This is a genomic window from Anaerobacillus sp. ABR4_321 (assembly GCF_056158505.1).
Genome location: NZ_JBSWTK010000001.1, coordinates 1,965,598 through 1,985,619 on the forward strand (window position 1 = coordinate 1,965,598; position 20,022 = coordinate 1,985,619).

At 42.1% G+C, this 20,022-nt stretch carries 18 protein-coding genes, 1 other RNA gene and 1 other annotated feature; of the genes, 16 read left to right on the forward strand and 3 right to left on the reverse strand.

The genetic code is table 11. The features are described 5' to 3' along the window. Positions 1 to 5: 5 nt before the first annotated feature. Positions 6 to 449, forward strand: coding sequence for a D-aminoacyl-tRNA deacylase (gene dtd / locus ACXADT_RS10055; RefSeq protein WP_270179410.1), 444 nt, complete (start codon positions 6 to 8; stop codon positions 447 to 449). A 38-nt stretch (positions 450 to 487) separates the two neighbouring features. Here dtd and ACXADT_RS10060 read toward each other — a convergent pair whose 3' ends face one another. Beyond that, on the reverse strand, positions 488 to 1,924 hold the full coding sequence (locus ACXADT_RS10060) for an N-acetylmuramoyl-L-alanine amidase (protein WP_474834496.1): 1,437 nt from the start codon (positions 1,922 to 1,924) through the stop codon (positions 488 to 490). A 143-nt stretch (positions 1,925 to 2,067) separates the two neighbouring features. Here ACXADT_RS10060 and ACXADT_RS10065 point away from each other — a divergent pair, with 143 nt between their 5' ends. From ACXADT_RS10065 to ssrS, 4 genes are all read left to right on the forward strand, one after another. After that, positions 2,068 to 2,241, forward strand: coding sequence for an RNA polymerase subunit sigma-70 (locus tag ACXADT_RS10065; RefSeq protein WP_474834498.1), 174 nt, complete (start codon positions 2,068 to 2,070; stop codon positions 2,239 to 2,241). Positions 2,242 to 2,361: 120 nt separating this feature from the next. Next, positions 2,362 to 2,584, forward strand: a binding site (T-box leader). Between the two features lie 71 nt (positions 2,585 to 2,655). Then, positions 2,656 to 3,942: a histidine--tRNA ligase gene (gene hisS / locus ACXADT_RS10070; protein ID WP_474834500.1), complete on the forward strand. Its 1,287-nt coding sequence runs from the start codon at positions 2,656 to 2,658 to the stop codon at positions 3,940 to 3,942. Next, complete coding sequence (aspS, locus tag ACXADT_RS10075) at positions 3,939 to 5,726, forward strand: aspartate--tRNA ligase (RefSeq protein ID WP_270179406.1); 1,788 nt, start codon at positions 3,939 to 3,941, stop codon at positions 5,724 to 5,726. The genes hisS and aspS overlap by 4 nt, the downstream gene beginning before the upstream one ends. 78 nt (positions 5,727 to 5,804) lie before the next feature. Then, positions 5,805 to 5,988: non-coding RNA, 6S RNA (gene ssrS / locus ACXADT_RS10080), on the forward strand. A gap of 61 nt (positions 5,989 to 6,049) precedes the next feature. Here the strand turns inward: ssrS and ACXADT_RS10085 are convergent. Beyond that, a complete protein-coding gene (locus tag ACXADT_RS10085) occupies positions 6,050 to 6,730 on the reverse strand; it encodes an RsfA family transcriptional regulator (protein ID WP_474834502.1) in 681 nt (226 codons plus the stop codon). Between the two features lie 153 nt (positions 6,731 to 6,883). Next, complete coding sequence (locus ACXADT_RS10090) at positions 6,884 to 8,227, reverse strand: AAA family ATPase (RefSeq protein WP_270179404.1); 1,344 nt, start codon at positions 8,225 to 8,227, stop codon at positions 6,884 to 6,886. A gap of 142 nt (positions 8,228 to 8,369) precedes the next feature. Between ACXADT_RS10090 and ACXADT_RS10095 the strand changes: the two genes are divergently transcribed. The 11 genes from ACXADT_RS10095 (at position 8,370) to ruvX (ending at position 20,019) form a co-directional block, all read left to right on the forward strand. Continuing rightward, positions 8,370 to 9,077 carry a YczE/YyaS/YitT family protein gene (locus ACXADT_RS10095; protein ID WP_270179403.1) on the forward strand — a complete coding sequence of 236 codons (708 nt, stop codon included), beginning with the start codon at positions 8,370 to 8,372 and terminating at the stop codon, positions 9,075 to 9,077. Continuing rightward, a complete protein-coding gene (gene cymR / locus ACXADT_RS10100) occupies positions 9,010 to 9,429 on the forward strand; it encodes a cysteine metabolism transcriptional regulator CymR (RefSeq protein ID WP_270179402.1) in 420 nt (139 codons plus the stop codon). The genes ACXADT_RS10095 and cymR overlap by 68 nt, the downstream gene beginning before the upstream one ends. Positions 9,430 to 9,472: 43 nt before the next feature. Then, the gene (locus ACXADT_RS10105; protein ID WP_474834505.1) at positions 9,473 to 10,615 is read left to right on the forward strand and encodes a cysteine desulfurase family protein; all 1,143 of its coding nucleotides are present in this window, start codon (positions 9,473 to 9,475) and stop codon (positions 10,613 to 10,615) included. 46 nt (positions 10,616 to 10,661) lie between these two features. Then, positions 10,662 to 11,777 carry a tRNA 2-thiouridine(34) synthase MnmA gene (gene mnmA, locus ACXADT_RS10110; protein WP_474834507.1) on the forward strand — a complete coding sequence of 372 codons (1,116 nt, stop codon included), beginning with the start codon at positions 10,662 to 10,664 and terminating at the stop codon, positions 11,775 to 11,777. A 105-nt stretch (positions 11,778 to 11,882) separates the two neighbouring features. Then, positions 11,883 to 12,551: a tetratricopeptide repeat protein gene (locus tag ACXADT_RS10115; protein WP_270179399.1), complete on the forward strand. Its 669-nt coding sequence runs from the start codon at positions 11,883 to 11,885 to the stop codon at positions 12,549 to 12,551. 26 nt (positions 12,552 to 12,577) lie between these two features. Further along, a complete protein-coding gene (recD2, locus tag ACXADT_RS10120) occupies positions 12,578 to 14,851 on the forward strand; it encodes an SF1B family DNA helicase RecD2 (protein ID WP_474834509.1) in 2,274 nt (757 codons plus the stop codon). A gap of 129 nt (positions 14,852 to 14,980) precedes the next feature. Continuing rightward, positions 14,981 to 15,169, forward strand: a complete 189-nt coding sequence (locus tag ACXADT_RS10125) for a hypothetical protein (RefSeq protein ID WP_270179397.1) — start codon at positions 14,981 to 14,983, stop codon at positions 15,167 to 15,169. Positions 15,170 to 15,191: 22 nt separating this feature from the next. Then, entirely contained in the window at positions 15,192 to 16,256 is a 1,065-nt protein-coding gene (locus tag ACXADT_RS10130) for an AI-2E family transporter (protein WP_474834511.1), read from the forward strand. A 359-nt stretch (positions 16,257 to 16,615) separates the two neighbouring features. Beyond that, the gene (gene alaS / locus ACXADT_RS10135; RefSeq protein ID WP_474834513.1) at positions 16,616 to 19,249 is read left to right on the forward strand and encodes an alanine--tRNA ligase; all 2,634 of its coding nucleotides are present in this window, start codon (positions 16,616 to 16,618) and stop codon (positions 19,247 to 19,249) included. 77 nt (positions 19,250 to 19,326) lie between these two features. Continuing rightward, positions 19,327 to 19,590 carry an IreB family regulatory phosphoprotein gene (locus tag ACXADT_RS10140; protein WP_270179395.1) on the forward strand — a complete coding sequence of 88 codons (264 nt, stop codon included), beginning with the start codon at positions 19,327 to 19,329 and terminating at the stop codon, positions 19,588 to 19,590. Positions 19,591 to 19,599: 9 nt separating this feature from the next. Further along, entirely contained in the window at positions 19,600 to 20,019 is a 420-nt protein-coding gene (ruvX, locus tag ACXADT_RS10145) for a Holliday junction resolvase RuvX (protein WP_270179394.1), read from the forward strand. Positions 20,020 to 20,022: the final 3 nt, after the last annotated feature.

Below are 20,022 nucleotides of genomic sequence, written 5' to 3' on the forward strand. Positions count from 1 at the left end.
TCATAATGAAAGCTGTCGTACAAAGGTCAAAGTATGCGTCGGTTACAGTGAATGAAGAAGTTGTTGGTGAAATCGAATCAGGACTTGTTGTTCTGCTCGGTGTGACGCAAGAAGATACGGAAAAAGACGCTGCTTACTTGGCTGACAAAATAGTTAACCTTCGTATATTTGAAGATGAAAATGACAAGATGAACCTCTCTCTTAAAGACACTAGTGGTTCACTTCTATCGATTTCTCAATTCACGCTTTATGGGGATTGCAGAAAAGGAAGAAGACCTAACTTCATGAAGGCTGCAAAACCTGATGAAGCAAACGTTCTATACGAGAAGTTTAATGAGCTTGTCGTTGAAAAGGGAGTAGAGGTACAATCCGGTGTGTTTGGAGCGATGATGGACGTTCAGTTAACGAACGATGGACCGGTTACTCTTATCATCGATAGTAAGGAATAATAAAGCAGCAGGGCTAGTCCCTGCTGCTTATTTTTGTATTATCGGTTTTTATTAAGATAAGTGATGATACCGTTCGCAACGTTAGAGGTCATCGTTGCTTGATAATCGTTTTTGTTGATCTGCTGTTCTTCAAATGGATTTGACAAGAAGCCTAGTTCTAGTAGAACAGAAGGTGACGAATTATTACGTAGTACATAGTAATTTCCAAATCGCACGCCTCTGTCTCTAAGGCTGTTTGTATCAGCGATTTCCTCATGAATACTTGTAGCGAGTGACTGATGATGCTCATGATAGTAATACGTCGTAACACCACTTGCTGTAGGATCCACAGTGCTGTCGTAATGAACGCTAACGAATGCATCTGCCTGGTAGCGTTCAGAAAGCTCAGTACGTTCAGAAAGCGGCACGTAACGATCGCCATCTCTTGTTAAGATAACGCGAATGCCAGCATCTTTAAGCTTTTCAGCAATCGTTTTAGTCGTTCGAAGCGTTATTAATTTTTCATATGTGAAAAGTCCTAGTGCTCCACTATCATGGCCGCCGTGGCCCGCATCTAATACGACAGTTTTTCCACGAGAATGGTTCGTACGCAGACCGAGGGAGGACCCTGTTGAGACGATCCAATCGGCGACAAAGGCAGTGGTCCCGTCCTGTAATGAGATTTCATACCATTCCTTTTCTTTTCCTACAATTTTGTATCTCTCATCTTTAGAACCTTGTAAAACAACGGGAAAGTCGATTCCGGGACCACTTCTAATGTTTGTAGAATGATAAAGTAACGTAAGATAGCTAGATGCAATGCTTTTGGACGTGTTGATTAAATACGTAGAATCGACCCAACCAGACTCACCGTTGCTGTATTGAATCAAGCTCCAGTCTCCTGATCGTTTCAGCTCAGAAACGACGGTACCCTCTGGTAGCTGAGTCAGAATGCTATTTTCTAAACCTGGTTGATTACGTACATTTAAGATTGAAGCAGCTACTTCTTTTTTTAAAGGTGTGGAAGATGCTTCTGTATCAGAAGAGCCTTCGATTAGCCATGTAGCCACCCACCCAATTCGGTCACCAAAGTGAATGGCTGTCCAATTACCTTCTGTTTCTGATACACGCCATTTTTCCCCCGGTTTTGTACTACCGATCACACTGTGGTCTTCACCTGGACCTGATCTTATTTGTAGATCAGATACAGTAGACTCAATCATCGCTATAGATTCATTAAGCTGAGCGGTATCGATCAACCATGCAGCAATCCAACCTTCACCAGTATCTAACTCTACTTGTAACCATTCACCTGAACTCCCTGTTATCGGTAGCGCATCACCGCTATGTACCTGTTTAAGAACGGGAGAAGAAAGCGATGGACCAGAACGAACATTGATTGTTTTTGTTATTTCAGCTTTCTTTTCAGCTGATACGTGAGCAGGGAGTTGGAATACTAGCAGTGCTAACAAAAATACATAAACGAAATATTTCAACTTGCAACTCCTTTCCTTGCCTCTACAATTTTCACATATTGCGATATTTCTTTATCGGTCAAAAAGAATCCTTCGTGAAGTTGTAAATATCATATTTTTTGGTGAAACTAGTATAACACTTCATAAAAAAAGGATGATACCTGTTGAGATCAACGAATAAAGAAATGATGAACGTTACGAATCCTCAACCAGAATTTGGCGTTGATTTACATGATTTTCTACAGAAAGAACAATGTTTGTCAAATATGGAATTAGCAGAAGAATTCGGACTATCTCTTAAAAGTATTAAAATCATGAAACAAAAAATGAAGCGCTAGTAGATGATTCTCCGAAAGGAAATACAGTCGAGCGTACTGGTTAACTGATGACACTAAAAAATAGGCTTGACAAAAAAATCATGGACTCGTATGATAGAAAACAATTCAGTAATTAGATACGTTGCTCCAATGAGGGAGAAAAGTAAAAAATGATAGGATCTTCAGAGAAAGAATGTCGTAGGCTGAGAACATTCTTGATTCCACATTTTTGAAAGACACTTCCTGGGATTGTTTCCGAACAGATTGCTTAGTAGGGAACAACGTTTACAGGCGTTAACTGTTAAAGCGGAAGGAATTAACTCCTTCTATTAGGGTGGCACCGCGGGTAACTCTCGTCCCTGAATGTATATTCAGGGATGGGGGTTTTTTTTAGTCCCAAATTTTGGGCTAGTTACGATTTAAGGAGGAGAAAAAATGGGTTTTCACATTCCAAGAGGTACACAGGACATACTACCTGGTACATCTGAGCTTTGGCAATATATAGAAGAAAAGGCAAGAGATATTTGTCGTAGATATAATTATCATGAGTTACGTACACCGATCTTTGAGCACACTGAATTGTTTCAGCGTGGTGTAGGAGATTCAACGGATATCGTACAAAAAGAAATGTACACATTTGAAGATCGAGGTGGAAGAAGTCTTACCCTTCGTCCTGAAGGTACTGCATCAGCTGTTCGAGCGTTTGTGAACAATAAGATGTTCGGGATAGCAGAACAGCCAGTCAAGCTTTATTACATCGGACCGATGTTTCGCTATGAGCGTCCTCAGTCAGGAAGAATGAGACAGTTTGTTCAGTTCGGAATAGAGGCGATGGGGAGTAACGATCCTTCAATCGATGCTGAAGTGATCGCATTAGCGATCGATTTTTATAAAGAGCTAGGATTGAAAAACCTCAAGCTAAACTTGAATAGTCTTGGTGACACAGAAAGTCGTGAGGCACACCGTAATGCTTTGATGGCTCACTTTGAACCTCGCATCGGTGAATTTTGTAGCGATTGCCAAAATCGTCTAGAAAAGAATCCTCTTCGAATTTTAGATTGTAAAAAGGACCGTGATCATGAACTAATGGCAACTGCGCCTTCAATTCTTGACTACTTAAACGAAGAATCAGAACAGTATTTCAAGAATGTGAAGAAAGCATTAGATCATATGAAAATCGATTACGTTATTGATGAGCGTCTTGTAAGAGGGCTCGATTACTATAACCACACTGCATTTGAAATTATGAGTGAGGCAGAAGGCTTTGGAGCGATCACGACACTTAGCGGCGGTGGACGTTATAACGGCCTTGTTGAAGAAGTGGGAGGACCTACAACGCCAGGAATTGGGTTTGCGATGAGTATCGAACGCTTGTTGATGGCACTAGAAGCAGAAGGGGTAGAACTTCCTGTCGAAAAAACGATCGATTGCTATGTTGTCACGATGGGAGAAGAAGCACAGGCAATTTCAAATGGTCTTCTTCATGAATTACGAGGTGCTGGACTATCTGCTGAACGCGACTACCTCAACCGGAAAATGAAAGGTCAGTTCAAAGCAGCTAACCGATCGAATGCAAAGTATGTGGCGATCCTTGGTGATGAAGAGATTCAGAAAGATGAAATCAACATTAAAGAAATGGAAACGGGAGATCAGGAAGCAGTGCGCTTATCTGAGATAACTTCTTACCTAACAAAGAAATTGAAGGAGGAAACGGGAGAATGATTGGAAGAAGCCATGATTGCGGCAAAGTCCGTGAGAGCCATGTAGGCGAGAAAGTTGAGATAAAAGGATGGGTGCAAAAACGTCGTGACCTCGGTGGGTTAATCTTTATCGATTTCAGAGATCGTTCCGGAATCGTCCAGGTTGTTTTTAATCCTGAAGTTTCGAAAGAAGCACTTGAGTTAGCTGAAAAGGTGAGAAGTGAATATGTTCTTGCCATTACAGGTACAGTCGTAGAGCGTGCAAAGGAAACAGTAAACCCGAATATTCCGACTGGTGCAGTTGAGGTTCATGCTGAAAAGCTAGAAATATTAAATGCTGCAAAGAACCCACCGATCGCTGTTTCAGATGACGTTGAAGTTGGAGAAGATATTCGATTAAAGTATCGTTACCTTGATCTCAGACGTCCAGTAATGCAAGAAACGTTTAAGCTTCGTCATCGTACAACAAAAGCAATCAGAGATTTTCTCGATCACAATGAGTTCTTAGAAATTGAGACACCGATGCTTACGAAGAGCACACCTGAGGGTGCACGTGATTATCTTGTACCGAGCCGTGTTCATGACGGGGAATTCTACGCCCTTCCACAGTCACCACAGTTGTTCAAACAGCTTTTGATGGTTTCAGGTTTTGAACGTTATTATCAAATCGTTCGTTGCTTCCGTGATGAAGACCTTCGTGCTGACCGTCAACCGGAATTCACACAGGTGGATATTGAGACGTCGTTCCTACCAAAAGAAGATTTGATTTCTATGATGGAAGAGATGATGGCTCTTGTGCTTAAAGAAACGAAGGGTGTAGAGCTTCCTACTCCGTTCCCTCGAATGACTCATGCTGAAGCAATGCGCCGATACGGTTCAGATAAACCGGACACGCGCTTTGGAATGGAATTCGTGGATGTTTCAGAACTTGTCAAAGACTCGTCATTTAAGGTGTTCTCTGGAGCAGTAGCTTCCGGTGGTGCAGTGAAAGGAATCAATGCTAAGGGTGCTGCAAGTAATTATTCACGTAAAGACATCGATGCATTGACTGAATATGTAAAAACATACAAAGCCAAAGGACTTGCATGGTTGAAGGTTGAAGAAGAAGGTTTGAAAGGACCTATTTCTAAATTCTTTGATGAAGATATGTCTAGTAAACTGATTGAAGCTTTTGAAGCTGAAGAGGGAGACCTCTTACTATTTGTAGCTGACAGTAAAACTGTCGTTGCAGACTCCCTTGGTTCATTACGATTAAAGTTAGGAAGAGAGCTTGGATTGATCGATGAATCTAAATTCAACTTCCTTTGGGTCATGGATTTCCCTCTAATGAGTTATGACGAAGAATTAGATCGTTACTTTGCAGAGCATCACCCGTTCACAATGCCACTTCAAGAGGATCTGCACCTTCTAGAAGAGGAGCCTGGTAACGTTCGTGCTGATGCTTATGACCTTGTATTGAATGGGTATGAACTTGGTGGTGGATCTCAGCGTATTTACCAAAGAGATATTCAAGAGAAGATGTTCCGTGCTCTTGGCTTTACGAAAGAAGAAGCTAAGAAAGAATTTGGTTTCTTACTTGAAGCGTTTGAATACGGTACACCTCCACACGGTGGAATTGCATTTGGATTAGATCGTCTCGTGATGCTTCTAGCTGGAAGAAACAACCTTAGAGATACCATTGCATTTCCTAAAACGGCAAGTGCGAGCTGTCTCTTAACTGAAGCGCCATCACCAGTTAGTGAAGAACAGCTAAACGAACTGAACCTTGAACTTAAGAAAAAACCAGTAACGGTTGAAAAGGATTAAGAAACACTAATAATTACCTAGTAGTCCTTTATTGAAATCAGTTATAAGGTTTGCTATAATTCAATTACAAGTTAACGAAGGGTCCTGAAGTGTACGTTTACTTCCATAATAATTTGAGCCAACACTTTTACAACGGGAGCCTGATTCTTTCTATTCCGAGTAAATGCCTCGTAAGCTGAGGACTTACAAAGAATAGAATAAGGCACCCACCTGCCAATGCAGGTTCAAAATTTATGGAAAGGACGGCACAGTTGGGGCTCTTCATTTTTTATGCCAAAAAACAAAGCAGCAGTTCATCATGAACTGCTGCTTTTTTAATTCATTTATCTAGCAAGTTTTTCAAGGTTTCCGTTTTTATCCATCTTGAATGCAGGACCTGCTGCAAGCTCTTCGGATTCATTGAGAACTACCATTCTTCTTGCTCGATCCATAATTTGAATCAGAGACTGATAATCTTCCTTCATTACCTGCTGCTCATTCTCAAGCCTTTTTACCTTTTGGTGAAGAAGAGCGTTTTCTTCTACGAGATCCTTATTTTCTAATTCTAGTTTTTGCATTTCAGATTGAAGTCTGCTAGTCGAATACTGAGAATGCTCCATATTTGTAAGGTAAGTAATAATGTCACGCATCGTAAGCTCAGTAGGTTTTTCTGTTGCACTAGGTCTTTCGTTTGGAACCTTAGTAGGTTGGATGACTTCACTGTATTGTGGAACCTGAGTTGTTTTCTCTCTTACAGTATAATCAGCTTTGTATTCAGCTGGCTGTCTACGCTCAGCGCGCTTCATTTCTTTCCTTTGCTTTTTCGCAAGCTTTAATGCTTGCTCATAGCGTTGACGAACGATTGCGTTCCATCTGAAGCCGACTGCTGCTGAGGTACGACTTAGGCGATCTCCTACTTCTTCGAATGCGTTTAACTGTGTGCTTCCTTCACGAACATGACGTAGTACTGTTTCAGCTAGCATTAAATCGTCTTCATGTGACCAGGCATCTTGTCTAACTTTCATATTGGCTCAACCCCTTTATATTCTGTAAACTTCATAGCATTTTTTGAAAGTAATCATAGCTTTGCCAGTATGAAAGAATTTATACAGAAGACTTGTAAATTTAAGGTAGATTGATAAAAGGTAGAAAGAAAACAGCAGTGCGGTGCACTGCTGTTACGGTTTCTTACTCTCTGATTTGATACGCTCATTAAAATAGTCTAACCTTTTCTGGACGGTTCTTTCGTGGCCGCGCTCGGTAGGTTTATAGAACGTTTTTCTTCTCATGTGATCCGGAAGATACTGTTGTGGAACATATCCGCCAGGGAAATCATGAGGATATTTGTAGTCGATTCCATGGCCGAGTTCTTTCGCGCCTTTATAATGGGAATCTCTTAAATGCACAGGAACTGTCCCTGTCTTTTCTTTCTTTACAGCTTCTAAAGCAGAGTCGATACCTTTGATGACCGCATTGCTTTTTGGAGCGGTTGCTAGGTAAAGGGCAGCTTCAGCTAACGGAATTCTGGCTTCTGGCATCCCTAAGAACTCAACGGAATAGCTGGCTGCATGTGCAACGAGAAGTGCGTTAGGATCTGCTAATCCGATATCTTCTGCTGCATGAACATAGAGCCTGCGAGCAATGAAGCGGGGATCTTCACCTGCATAAATCATTTTTGCTAGCCAGTATAGAGTAGCATCTGGATCTGAACCTCGTATACTTTTAATAAATGCCGAAATCGTGTCGTAGTGGTTATCACTATCTTTGTCATATTGAAGAACTCTTTGTTGAATCGATTCTTCCGCGATTGCAAGCGTGATAACAAGTTTTCCATCTTCGTTAGGCGAAGTTGTCAATACGGCGAGTTCTAATGCATTTAATGCAGTTCTTGCATCCCCGTTCGCTACATCCACGATATGTTCGAGTGCTTCATCTTCTATATGAAGCGAATACTTGCCATATCCTCTGACGTCATCGTTGATCGCCTGAAGAAGAACACGTTTTATCGTTTCATCCGTTAAGTGTTCAAAACGGAAAAGTCTTGATCTAGACAGCAAAGCTGGATTGATTTCAAACATCGGACTCTCAGTCGTCGCGCCAATTAGAACGACAGTTCCATCCTCAACATATGGAAGGAGTGCGTCTTGTTGTGATTTATTGAATCTGTGAATTTCATCGATGAACAGGACCGTTCGTTTGTCATCGAGCTTAACGCGCTCTTTCGCCTCGGTTGATAGTCTTCTAATATCGGAAACCCCAGAAGTAACGGCGTTCAATTGCTCGAAGTGTGCAGCAGTCGTGTTCGCGATAATGCGAGCAAGAGTCGTTTTCCCAGTTCCAGGTGGACCAAAGAAAATCATCGGGGTTAGCTGATCAGCTTGAATGGCTCTTCTCAAGAGTTTTCCTTCACCTATTATATGATCTTGACCAATAAATTCCTCAATCGTCCGTGGGCGCATTCTGCTAGCTAGAGGACCTGATAGCGTGTTTTTCTGTTTAGAAGAATAATCGAATAAATCCATCGTACATCCGCCCTTTCATAGATAGTTGAAACATACTACATGGTTTTTGGAAATGCAAGAAAAACCCTTTCGTGCTATAATAGCGAAGGTTTACTAACAGAATCGGCCATTAATGACTAAAAAGCAGGTTAAGAGGGATAAAATGAAGACGTATAAACAAGTGTTGGCTGAATTCTGGATGAGTTGGAGCGTTTTCGTAGCCGGCTTGCTCGTTATGACTTTTGGTATCGCACTCATGATTAAAGCGGAAGCTGGGAGTGCTCCATGGGATGTATTTCACATCGGATTGTACCACCAGGTCGGTCTTTCTATCGGAACATGGTCGATCATCGTAGGATTCTTAATCATAGCAACAACTGCTTTTATGGAAAAAGAGTGGCCAAAAGCAGGCGCATTTCTTAATATGCTCTTAGTCGGAATCTTTCTTGATTTTTACTTATGGCTTCCTATATTAAAAACACCAGACCATCTTCTAGGTCAGCTCATTATGTTAGCATTTGGAATCGTAGTGATGGGATATGGCATCGGTCTCTATATAGCAGCAGACAAAGGTGCGGGTCCAAGAGACAGTTTAATGCTCGTATTAACAAAAAGAACTGGCTGGAAGGTACAACATATTAGACTATCAATGGAAATTATCGTACTTGCGCTCGGATGGTTAATGAAAGGACCAGTTTCGATAGGGACACTTCTCTTTTGTATCTCGATTGGTCCAATCGTGGGTTATTCACTACCACAATGCAAGTACCTAGTAGCTCGATTGACGGAAAGAGGGATTAGAAATGAAGATTTCAACAAAGGGAAGGTACGGGTTGACTATTATGATGGAGTTGGCAAAAAAGCACGGTGAAGGGCCAACTTCATTGAAATCAATCGCTAGAAGCAACAATCTTTCAGAACATTATCTTGAGCAGCTTATTGCACCGTTACGTAACGCAGGACTTGTGAAAAGTGTGCGCGGTGCATACGGAGGCTATATTTTATCGAAAGATGCTTCAACGATTACAGCTGGCGATATCATTCGCGTTCTTGAAGGTCCAATCAGTCCTGTAGAAGTCATGGATGATGAAGAACCAGCGAAAAGAGATCTTTGGCTTAAGATTCGAGATGCCGTTAAAGATGTATTAGACTCCACAACACTCCAAGATCTTGCGACATATGAAGGTGAGGGAGAGCAGGACAGTTACATGTTCTACATCTAATGAAGAATACGGGTTAACTACCGTTTATAGAGGTGAAGGTTACATGCAATCAATTTATATGGATCACGCTGCAACATCGCCGGTTCACCCTGATGTGATTGAAGCCATGACGGCTTCTCTTCACAACGATTTCGGGAATCCTTCTAGTATTCATCAGTTTGGGCGGAAGACGAGACATGCTCTTGATGAAGCAAGAAGTAGTATTGCAAAAAGTATCAATGCACATCCGAATGAAATCGTATTTACAAGTGGTGGGACCGAGGCAGATAACTTAGCGATCATCGGTACTGCAAAAGCGAACGCGAACAAAGGAAATCATATCATTACATCAGCAATCGAACACCATGCTGCACTTCACGCATGTGAGTCTCTTGAAAAAGAAGGATTCGACGTCACATACTTATCAGTCGGTGAAGATGGACGTATCTCGATCGAAGAGTTAAAAAATGCAATTCGAGATGAAACGATTTTAATCACCATTATGTATGGAAATAATGAAACGGGTACGATCCAACCAATAAAAGAGATCGTACAAGTATCAAAAGACCACAGCATCCCATTCCATACAGACGCTGTACAAGCTTATGGTCTGATCGACCTCGACGTCAAAGAGATTGGAATCGATATGCTTTCGGTTTCTTCTCACAAAATTAACGGGCCTAAAGGTGTCGGGTTTCTTTACATTAAAGAAGGTATTTCCATCGCTCCGTACTCACATGGAGGAGAACAAGAGCGCAAAAGGCGGGCAGGAACAGAGAATGTTCCAGGAATCGTAGGTTTGCAAAAAGCAGCTGATTTAATACGTTCTGATCGTGAAGAAAGAATCGCTCTTTACCATAAGATGAAAGAAACGATGATTGCTATTTTTGAAGAAAACTCGATCGAATACGAGCTCAATGGTGATCAAGTGCATAAACTTCCTCATGTTGTAAATATCAGCTTTAAGGGTGCTAGTGTGGAGCCGATGTTGATGAATCTTGATTTAGCTGGAATCGCAGTCTCAAGTGGTTCTGCATGTACAGCAGGCTCCCATGAACCATCTCATGTTTTAAAAGCGATGTTTCATGATGAAGAACGTGCTCAAACGGCAATTCGCTTTAGCTTTGGGTATGGTAATACGGTTGAAGATGCAGTAAGAGCGGCGGAAGAAGTCGTAAAGATTGTCAATCGATTAAAGAAGTTATAAAATAGTTTCGACACAACGTTTGTGTTAGTAAAAAGGAGGTGCAACCATGACAGCAAAAAAGCCAGAAGATACGCGAGTCGTGGTTGGGATGTCCGGAGGTGTTGATTCATCTGTTGCTGCGCTTCTATTAAAAGAACAGGGCTACGATGTAATCGGCATTTTCATGAAGAACTGGGACGACACCGACGAGAACGGAGTTTGCACAGCTACGGAAGATTATAACGATGTTATCCGTGTATGCAACCAGATTGGCATTCCTTACTACGCAGTAAATTTTGAGAAGCAGTACTGGGATAAAGTATTTACTTATTTCCTAGATGAATATAAAGGTGGCCGTACACCAAATCCTGATGTGATGTGTAATAAAGAAATCAAGTTCAAAGCGTTCCTTGAACATGCGATGACGTTAGGTGCAGACTACCTTGCAACAGGTCATTATGCTCAAGTAGTAGAACGCGATGGCGAAGTGAAGATGCTTCGTGGCATCGATAACAATAAGGACCAAACGTACTTCTTAAATCAGTTAACACAAGAACAACTTTCTAAAGTGATGTTTCCACTAGGTGGAATCGAAAAGAAAGAAGTTCGCGAAATTGCTGAGCGAGCAGGTCTTGCGACAGCCAAGAAAAAAGACAGCACAGGAATTTGTTTTATTGGTGAGAGAAACTTCAAAGAATTCTTGAGCCAATACTTACCTGCTCAACCAGGTAAGATGGAGACTCTGCAAGGCGAGGTCAAAGGGAAGCATGATGGTCTCATGTACTACACGATTGGTCAAAGGCATGGTCTTGGAATCGGTGGTGAAGGCGAGCCATGGTTTGTTGTAGGTAAAAACCTAGAAGACAACGTGTTGTATGTTGATCAAGGTTTCCATAATGAGAAGCTTTATTCCGATTCTTTAATCGCTGTAAATTCGAGCTGGGTATCAAACCACAAGATCGATGAACCTCTGAAATGCACAGCTAAATTCAGGTATCGTCAACAGGATTCAGGCGTCACCGTCACAATGTTGGACGATGATCGATTGAAGGTAACGTTTGATGAGCCAGTTCGTGCGATAACGCCAGGACAAGCCGTCGTTTTCTATGATGGTGATGAATGTCTAGGTGGAGCAACGATTGACCAAGTGTTCAAGAACGAATCTGAACTCACATACGTGTAATCACAGCCTCATTTCCATTGTGAAATGAGGCTGTTTTATAGGTGCGATAGATGCGCAAAGATATGCTACACTAGAAATTAAGGTTAAATATAAGGAGTTTTTGTCATGAGTAATAAAAATGAACAAGCGATCAAAGCAATGAATGATGGTGAACTAGAGAAAGCTGTAACACTTCTTTATGAAGCGATCGAAGAAAGTCCAAATGATCCAGTAGCTTATACAAATGTAGGAAATCTGTTGGCACAAGCTGGTGAGCTTGAACAATCCGTTAAGTTCTTTGAAAAAGCGATCGAACTAGATGATACCCAAGCGACAGCTTACTACGGAGCAGGAAATGCTTTTTTCCAACTCGAACAATATAAAGATGCTGCAGATATGTACCAAAGTGCAATTCAAAAGGGTCTCGATCAAAGCGATGTGCATTTTATGATCGGTCAGTGCTTTATGATGCAGGATGCCATGCGCCTTGCACTTCCATTTTTCCAACGAGCGACAGAGCTAAATGAAGCTGATACGGAAGCTCGATTTCAATATGCAATGTGCTTAGCACAAGAAGGAGCGGTTGAAACGGCGCTACCTCAGTTTGAAAAGGTTGTGAAGGAAGAACCAGAACATGCAGATGCGTGGTTCAACCTAGGTGTTAGCCATGCCTATCAAGATGATGCGAATGAAGCTTTGAAATGCTTTGACCGTGCTCTAGAAATTCAGCCGGATCACCTTTTGGCAGGAAACGGTAAGAAGCAGATGGAAGCAGTGCTAAACAATAACGAATAAATTCAGGTTATTGGGGAGAAGTTTACATGGTTCAGGTGCAGGAAGAGAAAGGATTCATAAAAGGTAGACTCATACAGATGATCTTTTTTAATGAAGATAGTTTGTATGGAGTTGCGAGACTCCGGATCGATGCTACGAACGAAAATTACGACGAAAGAGAAGTCGTTGTCAACGGCATGATTCCTAGGCTATTAGAAGACGAAACCTATGTCTTTTATGGTCGTTTTACTGACCACCCACGCTATGGCAAGCAGTACGCGATCGATTCTTTTGAACGTAAGCTTCCAGAGTCGAGGTCGGGGCTCGTACAATATTTATCGAGCGATTTATTCAACGGGATAGGGGAAAAAACGGCTGAGGCTATTGTCGATACGCTTGGCGATCAGGCGATCTCAAAAATAATGAGAGATTCATCCATCCTAAGTAAAGTTCCGAAGCTGTCAGAGGAGAAAGCAAAAACCCTCTATGAATCTCTCATGGAGCATCAGGGACTCGATCAAATTATGATCAGGCTTACTGAGCTTGGTTTTGGTGCAAAACTTTCTATGAAGATCTTCAAAGAATATAAGCAGGAAACCCTTGAAATCGTTGAGAAAAACCCCTATCAGCTGATACAGGATGTGGAAGGAATCGGTTTTAGAAGAGCGGATGAACTAGGTCGGTCGATTGGAATCGAAGGAAAGCATCCGGAACGAATTCGAGCAGCTTGCCTTCATACGCTCAATGAGCAAACACTTCAGGAAGGACACGTGTACCTTGAATACGATGCTTTAATCAAGTCTGTAGATATGCTTTTAGGTGAAAAGATAGACGAAGCGGATGTCTCTAGAGAGCTTATTTCACTTTATGAGGAGGATAAGCTAATCCTAGATCGTGAGAGAATCTATCTCCATTCCCTCTACTATGCAGAAAAAGGTTTGGTTTCCGGAATTAATAAACTTATGACTCAAACGGAGTACGAAGATGCTTTTCCTGAATCCGAATTCTATCGAGCGCTTGGCGATTTTGAAGAGCGTCTCGGTATACAGTACGCACCTTCTCAAAGAGAGGCTGTTCAAAGAGCAATTTCTTCCCCTTTTATGATCCTAACCGGAGGTCCTGGTACAGGGAAAACGACTGTTATTAAAGGAATTGTTGAAATCTACGCAGAACTTAATGGGCTTTCGTTGGAGCTTAAAGATTACTCGAAAGAAAAACCATTTCCTGTATTGTTAGTCGCTCCAACCGGAAGGGCGGCGAAACGAATGAGTGAAGCGACAGGTCTCCCTGCTTTCACAATCCATAGACTTTTAGGTTGGAAAGGTGAAGCGGGGTTCGAACATGACGAAACGAATCCGGTTGAAGGCCGGCTCTTAATAGTCGATGAAGTATCGATGGTCGACGTATGGCTTGCTAACCAACTTTTTAAATCGCTGCCTGAACACATTCAAGTCGTTATAGTAGGTGATGAGGATCAGCTTCCTTCCGTCGGCCCAGGGCAAGTATTGAAGGATTTGATTCATTCTGAAGCGGTACCAGTCTGTAAGCTTACGGATATTTATCGTCAAGCAGAAGGTTCTTCTATCATTCAACTTGCTCATTCTATAAAAGATGGCGTTCTACCAGAGAAGTTTAGTACGCCTACACCCGACAGGAGGTTCTTCCCTTGTAATCAACAGCAGATTATCGAGGTTGTATCACAAGTGTGTGGGAATGCTCTGAAAAAAGGATATTCTCCTAAAGATATTCAAGTTCTAGCGCCGATGTACCGTGGCACAGCTGGGGTAGATCGGTTGAACAAAGAGCTTCAGAAGCTGTTCAATCCGCCGTCAGATCAACGCCGAGAGCTTCCGCATGGAGATCTTGTTTATCGTGTTGGTGATAAAGTGCTTCAACTTGTCAATAATCCAGAAGAGCATGTATATAACGGCGATATGGGTGAAATCGTATCGGTGTTCTTTGCAAGAGAAAATACAGAAAAGCAAGATCAACTCGTCGTTGCTTTTGATGGACAAGAAGTTGTTTATGAACGCGGGGATTTTAATCAACTAACACATGCTTACTGTTGTTCCATTCATAAGTCACAGGGGAGTGAATTTCCGATTGTCGTATTGCCTGTCGTTAAAGGGTATTACCGTATGCTCAGAAAGAACCTCATCTATACTGCTGTAACGCGAAGCAAAGATTACTTGATCGTTTGTGGTGAAGAGCAGGCGATCAAGCTCGCGATTCAAACAGAAGATGATCAAATAAGAAACACACGACTGACTGAAAAACTACAAGAGACGCTTATTCCTCCGATGGAGATGAATGAAACATAAGAGAAGCCGATGGTGATCGCCATCTGGCTTTTTTTGTTTTTCGAAATTCCTACTGCCTGTATAGAACCATGTTGAAGTGGACAATATGGTAGGTATCTCTATGAATTGTTATATAGGAGGTTGAAACCTTTGGAATGTCCGAATTGTAAAAGTAAAAACATAGGTAAGATCGGTGCAAACCAGTTTTACTGTTGGAATTGTTTTGTTGAAATGTCGGTCGTGAAAGGAATGCTTTCTCTTCATCAGGTTGAGGAAGATGGGTCTTTAACGTCATTAGATGATCTGTTCGAAGACTATGATATGCGAATAGAAATGTAAGTAAAAGCAGGAGGGAGTGGATATGAAGAAAGAATGGAACTTTAATTGGGTCATCTATTTAACTACTCTCCTGCTCGCTTTTTTGTGCATTTATGTGTTTTTAAAAATTGCGCCGATTTGGAAGCCGATTCTTGATGTGATCGCGGTCCTTTTAGTGCCGTTTCTCATTGCATCACTCATCACCTATCTGCTGCATCCAATCATTGAAAAGATCCATAAAGAAGGTCTTCCTAGGTCACTAGCGGTCCTCTTAATCTATCTTTTGTTCTTTGGAGGGACTGGTTTCGCAATCTTCAAAGGTCTACCTCATATTGTGAAGCAGTCACAGGAGCTGATGGAAAACGTGCCGGTTTTCATGGAGATGTATCGTGAGGCGGTGCATCGCATCTATGACTACACCTCATCCCTACCACCCGCACTTCAAGATAAAGTGGACCAAGCTTTCAGGGATGCTGAAGAAGCGGTAAACCAAACACTCTCACTTGGAATTAAACTAGCGAAGAAGCTTTTGAGTTCCTTTTTTGTGATCATGATCATTCCTTTCATCGTATTTTACTTGCTAAAAGACTTCGAAACATTAAAAAAAACGATGTGGAAAATCATGCCTTTGAAATGGAGGGAGCCGGGTAAAGAGCTAGTAATTCGAATCGACGAATCGCTTGGTAACTATATTCGAGGACAATTTTTCGTTATCACTGTACTTGGTGTGCTTGCCGTTATTGGTTTCTGGCTAATCAAGTTACCATACGCGATCTTGCTCGGAATCATCGTTGGTATCACAGATATCATTCCATACTTCGGTCCGTTTCTTGGAGCAGCACCGGCTCTTCTCATCGCATCTACAGTGTCGATGAAAATGGCGATCATTACGCTAGTCGTAATTCTTGTCCTGCAATTTATCGAAAGCAATATTCTATCTCCATATATCGTAGGTAGAAGCCTTCATATTCATCCGGTCATTATTATCTTCGGACTGCTCGCTGGTGGTGAAATCGCAGGCATAATAGGGCTGATTCTAGCAGTACCTGTACTGGCTGTATTAAAAGCTTTAATCCTATATAAAAATGAACGCGAAGCAAAGCATTGACAAACGATTCTTTCTTTGACTATAATAACCGCAGAACATGATGCAAACACAATGACGGACCGAGTATGCTGATTATCGCTTTACGGGTATGAAGATATCCATCAGAGAGAAGCTCCAAGGCTGGAAGAGCTTCAAAGTGAGACAGCAGAACGCTAATCCTGAGTGCGGTTTAATCTCCGCCGTCTCAACCACGTTACGGTTGCTTGAGGTGATAGGCATAGCCTATAACCAGGGTGGTACCGCGTGAGTATATGATAGCTCTCGTCCCTGATTTATATCAGGGGCGGGAGCTTTTTGTATGGTTCTGCCCATGATTAACGATCACGAACAGTTGCTTAAGAAAAAAGGAGGATTTCATGATGAAGAATTTAACTTCAGCTGATGTAAGACAAATGTTCATAGACTTTTTCAAAGAAAAGAGTCATTCCGTCGAGCCAAGCGCTTCCCTCGTTCCGCACGAAGATCCAACGCTGCTTTGGATTAACAGTGGAGTAGCAACACTAAAGAAATATTTTGATGGTCGCGTTACTCCTGATAATCCAAGGATCGTCAACGCACAAAAGTCGATCCGTACGAATGATATCGAAAACGTAGGGAAAACTGCCCGTCACCATACATTCTTTGAAATGCTCGGTAACTTTTCGATTGGAGAGTATTTTAAAGAAGAGGCAATCGAATGGGGTTGGGAATTTTTAACGAGTAAAGATTGGATCGGTTTTGATCCAGAAAAGCTATCCGTAACCATTCATCCAGAAGATGATGAGGCATTCACGATTTGGAAAGAGAAGATTGGTTTACCAGAAGAACGCATCATAAGAATCGAAGGGAACTTCTGGGATATCGGTGAAGGTCCGAGTGGTCCAAACACTGAAATCTTTTATGATCGTGGAGAAAGTTATGGTGAAGACGATCCAGAGGAAGAGCTATATCCTGGGGGCGAAAACGAACGTTACTTAGAAATTTGGAACCTTGTATTTTCACAGTTCAATCACAATCCTGACGGAACATATACACCTCTTCCTAAGAAAAACATCGATACAGGGATGGGGCTTGAAAGAATGGTGTCCGTTATTCAGGACGCAAAGACGAACTATGATACCGATCTTTTCATTCCAACGATTCGTGAAACTGAACGAATGGCAGATGTCAGCTATGGTGAAGCTAAAGAGTCTGACACAGCATTTAAAGTCATCGCAGATCACATTCGTACTGTAACATTCGCAATTGGAGACGGAGCACTCCCTTCAAACGAAGGAAGAGGGTATGTGTTAAGACGACTTCTTCGTCGTGCGGTTCGTTTTGCGAAGCAAATCGGCATCAACCGTCCTTTCATGTATGAGCTTGTCCCTGTGGTTGGGGATATCATGGTTGAGTTTTATCCAGAAGTTAATGAAAAGCAAGACTTCATTCAAAAGGTCATTAAAAATGAAGAAGAAAGATTCTACGAAACGTTGAATGAAGGACTTGCGATTCTTTCTCAAATTATTAAAAAAGGGAAAGAGAGTGGAACTACCGTTATTTCTGGAAGTGATGTATTCCGTCTGTATGATACGTACGGCTTCCCTGTTGAACTTACGGAAGAGTATGCAGAAGAAGAAGGAATGGAAATCGACCGTACTGGGTTTGAGAAGGAAATGGAGATGCAGCGAAAACGTGCACGTGAAGCGCGTCAAGACGTTGGCTCTATGCAAGTTCAAGGTGGAGCACTTGGTGATCTTTCAGTAGCAAGTGACTTTGTGGGATATGATGAACGAACAGCTGAAACAGAAGTTGCAACGTTGATCAAAGACAAAGAAGTAACGGAGGAAGCAACAGAAGGAGACGAAATTCAACTCATCCTCAGGAAGACACCATTCTACGCTGAGAGCGGTGGTCAGGTTGCAGATCCAGGTGTCATCCGCGGAGAGGGAGTACTCTTACGTGTTAAAGACGTGCAAAAAGCTCCTAACGGACAACACGTTCATACAGCTGTTGTTGAGTCAGGTTCAATCAAGACAGGTTCTAAAGTAACTGCTGAAATAAATCCAACGAGCAGAGCTTCGATCGTTAAGAACCATACAGCTACCCATCTTCTTCACCAGGCTTTAAAAGATGTACTTGGTGAACACGTTAATCAGGCAGGATCTCTTGTTGGATACGAGCGACTGCGCTTTGACTTCTCTCACTTTGGACAAATTTCAGCTAGTGAATTAGAGGAAATCGAAAAGAGAGTAAACGATCAGATCTGGGCAAACATCCCAGTACAAACGATGGTGAAACCGATAGACGAAGCAAAAGCAATGGGTGCAACTGCGTTGTTTGGAGAGAAGTATGGTGATACTGTCCGAGTTGTACGTGTAGGAGACTACAGCTTAGAACTATGTGGTGGTACACATGTTCAGAACACTGCTGAAATCGGCCTGTTTAAAATCGTTTCTGAAGCGGGAATCGGTGCAGGTACGCGTCGTATCGAAGCAGTTACAGGTGAAGGTGCATACCAAGCCCTCAATTCACAAGTTGGCATCCTTAAAGAAACAGCTAATCTGTTAAAGTCAAACTTGAAAGATGTACCGTCTCGTACCGAGTCGTTACTATCCCAAATTCGAGATCTTCAGCGTCAAAACGAATCACTCACTTCGAAGCTAGCTAATGTAGAAGCGAAACAGATGTCTACTGAAGTACAGGAAGTCGATGGAGTAAAAGTGGTAGCTAAACGTATTGATACTGACATGAATAACTTGAGAACGATTGTAGATGATATGAAATCTCAGCTTGGTAGTGTTATCGTAGTACTTGGTAGTGGTGCTGATGGAAAAGTTCAACTAGCTGCAGGGATTACAGATGATCTTGTAAAAGAAGGATATCATGCAGGAAAACTAATCAAGGAACTAGCGACTCGTTGCGGTGGTGGCGGCGGTGGACGCCCTGACATGGCACAAGCTGGAGGAAAAGATCCGGAAAAGCTCGATGAAGCGTTGGCTTACACAACAGAATGGGTGAAATCCATTTCCTAATTAGGTTTCAGTAGTGTACAATGAGATTTAGAGGAACAGTTACGATTCTAGTGGGATCGTGGAAAGAGGTGTAAGGAATGAGTTCAATGGACAAAACAATGAAATTCAACTTTCCAGATGATGCAGATAATCATGATGTCCAGGAAGTTTTACTCACCGTTTACGGCGCTCTTCAAGAAAAAGGTTACAATCCGATCAACCAGATCGTGGGGTACCTCCTTTCTGGGGATCCGGCTTACATTCCTAGACATAATGATGCGAGAAGCTTAATTCGTAAGCTTGAGCGCGATGAGTTGATCGAAGAGCTCGTCAAGTCGTATCTTACACACAACCAGAGATAAGGAGACAGCATGAAAACACTTGGTTTAGATGTTGGCACGAAAACGATTGGCGTTGCAGTAAGCGATCTGATGGGGTGGACTGCGCAGGGTCTAGAAACGGTAAAGCGTGATCCGGATCAGCCAGATGTAATACCTGAACGGTTAATGGATATCATAAACGGGAATGAGGTTAGCAAAATTATTGTTGGCCTTCCCAAAAATATGAATGGTTCGATTGGCCCTAGCGGTGAAGCTTGTATGGAGTTTGCTGATCGTTTAAAAGAAAGCACAGATCTTCCTGTAGAAATGTGGGACGAGAGGTTAACGACAGTTGCTGCTGAGCGAATGTTGATCAGTGCCGATGTGAGCCGTAAAAAGCGAAAAAAAGTTATCGACAAAATGGCTGCTGTTATGATCCTTCAAGGATATTTAGACAGCAAGCAAATTTAATGA